At 33.8% G+C, this 2521-nt stretch carries 2 protein-coding genes; both read left to right on the top strand.

Features of this window, described 5'->3' with window-relative positions:
• Window positions 1-836: 6-hydroxymethylpterin diphosphokinase MptE-like protein (locus tag AJN60_RS01490; protein ID WP_141085094.1), on the top strand; the 836-nt coding region annotated here is incomplete at its 5' end.
• Between the two features lie 75 nt (window positions 837-911).
• Window positions 912-2521: flagellin A (locus AJN60_RS01495; protein ID WP_070285747.1), on the top strand; the 1610-nt coding region annotated here is incomplete at its 3' end.

Raw genomic sequence — 2521 nt, forward strand, 5'->3', positions numbered from 1 at the left:
CTTTATACCAACGCTTCAATCTTAACGACTTTGGTTATGTTGATACAGGTACTCATGTAAGTCATTTTTCTTATACCTTAGCTTTGGCTTTAGGATTTAAAAATATTATTATGATAGGGCAAGATTTGGCCTTTGATGAAGAAGGAAATTCACATTCAAAAGGTTTTGATTTTGGGGAGAAATTTAACGATGAAGAAAATATAGACAAACTTAAAGTCCCCGCCTATGCAAGTAAAGGAGAAGTTTTAACTCATATGACTTGGAATGATTATCGCATAAAGCTTGAATATCTTTTTGCTTGCAACAGTAAAGAAGCTAAATTTTACAATGCTACTGAAGGTGGAGCAAGGATTAATTTTACTGAAGAACTTTCCTTTAAAGAATGTTGTGAAAAACTCCTTACAAAATTTAAACCCAAGTTTGAACTTCCCAAAAGTTTAACTAAAAATAGAAGTGATAAACTACTAGCTAAATTCAAAGAAAAAATACAAAAAGATCAAGATAATGCTAAAAGATTTTTAAATGATGCTTTAGCTTTAAAACAAATTTTAGAAAATATACTCAGTAAAGATTTTATTTTACCTTTGGAATTTTTAGAAAAAGTTTATCAAAATATAGAAAATTTCAATCACTCTTTAGATGAAGATGAGTTTATACAAGATGAAGTTTTAAGAGGGGCTTTCGCTTATCGTGGAAAAATGATTGCTGATGTATTAAAACTTCATATACAAGATAAAACGCATTTTATCATAGCTTACATCAAAGCTTATTATGAATGGTTGCTTTATTTTATAGAAAAATTAGAGCAAAAATACAAATTTTTATTAAAAGTATAAAATATTTTTTTGATTGCACGATATAGCATGTAACAAGTTCATGGATGAGCTTGAATTTTTTTAAAAGGATTTAAAATGGGATTTCGTATTAACACAAACGTTGCAGCATTAAATGCAAAAGCAAACTCTGATCTAAACAGCAAAGCATTAGATCAATCACTTGCAAGACTTAGTTCAGGTCTTAGAATCAACTCAGCCGCAGATGATGCTTCAGGGATGGCGATAGCAGATTCTTTAAGATCTCAAGCTAATACTTTAGGTCAAGCTATATCAAATGGTAACGATGCTTTAGGTATCTTACAAACTGCAGATAAGGCTATGGATGAGCAACTTAAAATCTTAGATACAATCAAGACTAAGGCAACTCAAGCGGCTCAAGATGGACAAAGCTTAAAAACAAGAACCATGCTTCAAGCAGATATTAACCGCTTGATGGAAGAACTTGACAATATCGCTAATACTACTTCATTTAATGGTAAACAACTTTTAAGTGGTAATTTTATCAATCAAGAATTTCAAATTGGTGCAAGTTCAAATCAAACTGTAAAGGCTACCATAGGAGCAACTCAATCTTCTAAAATCGGTTTAACACGCTTTGAAACCGGAGGAAGAATTTCTGAAAGTGGTGAAGTGCAATTTACTTTGAAAAACTACAACGGTATAGATGATTTTAAATTCCAAAAAGTTGTGATTTCAACTTCAGTAGGAACAGGACTTGGGGCTTTAGCTGAAGAGATCAATAAAAGCGCTGATCAAACCGGTGTTAGAGCTACCTTTACAGTAGAGACTAGGGGTATATCAGCAGTTAGAGCAAGTACCACTTCAGATGATTTTGCTATTAATGGGGTAAAAATCGGCCAAGTAGAATATAAAGATGGCGATGCTAATGGAGCCTTAGTTGCTGCGATTAACTCTGTAAAAGACACTACAGGGGTTGAAGCTTCAATTGATGCTAATGGACAGCTTTTGCTTACCTCAAGAGAGGGTAGAGGGATTAAAATTGATGGTGATATTGGTAGAGGTGCTTTTATCAATCCAAATATGAAAGAAAATTACGGTCGCTTATCTTTGGTTAAAAACGATGGTAAAGATATTCTAATCAGTGGTTCTGGACTTTCTTTTGCAGGTTTTGGTGCGAGCAATTTTATCTCTCAAGCTTCTGTTTCTTTAAGGGAATCAAAAGGAAGATTTGATGCCAATGTTGCTGATGCTATGGGATTTGGTTCTACAAATAAGGGAGTTATGTTAGGTGGTTATTCTTCTGTTACTGCTTATATGAGTAGTGCTGGAAGTGGATTTTCGTCAGGTTCAGGTTATTCTGTAGGTAGTGGTAAAAACTATTCTACAGGTTTTGCAAATGCTATAGCTATTTCAGGTGCTTCTCAACTTTCTGCAGTATATAATGTTTCTGCAGGTTCAGGTTTTTCAAGTCAAAGCGGACTTTCTCAGTTTGCAACTATGAAGACAACTGCTTTTGGGGTAAAAGATGAAACTGCAGGTGTAACTACACTTAAAGGTGCTATGGCAGTGATGGATATAGCAGAAACTGCTATAACAAATCTTGATCAAATCAGAGCAGACATTGGTTCAGTGCAAAATCAAGTTACATCAACTATAAATAACATTACCGTAACTCAAGTCAATGTCAAAGCAGCAGAATCAACCATAAGAGATGTAGACTTTGC

It is taken from the genome of Campylobacter sp. BCW_4323 (assembly GCF_001763115.1).
In the GTDB taxonomy this organism is placed as follows: domain Bacteria; phylum Campylobacterota; class Campylobacteria; order Campylobacterales; family Campylobacteraceae; genus Campylobacter_D; species Campylobacter_D jejuni.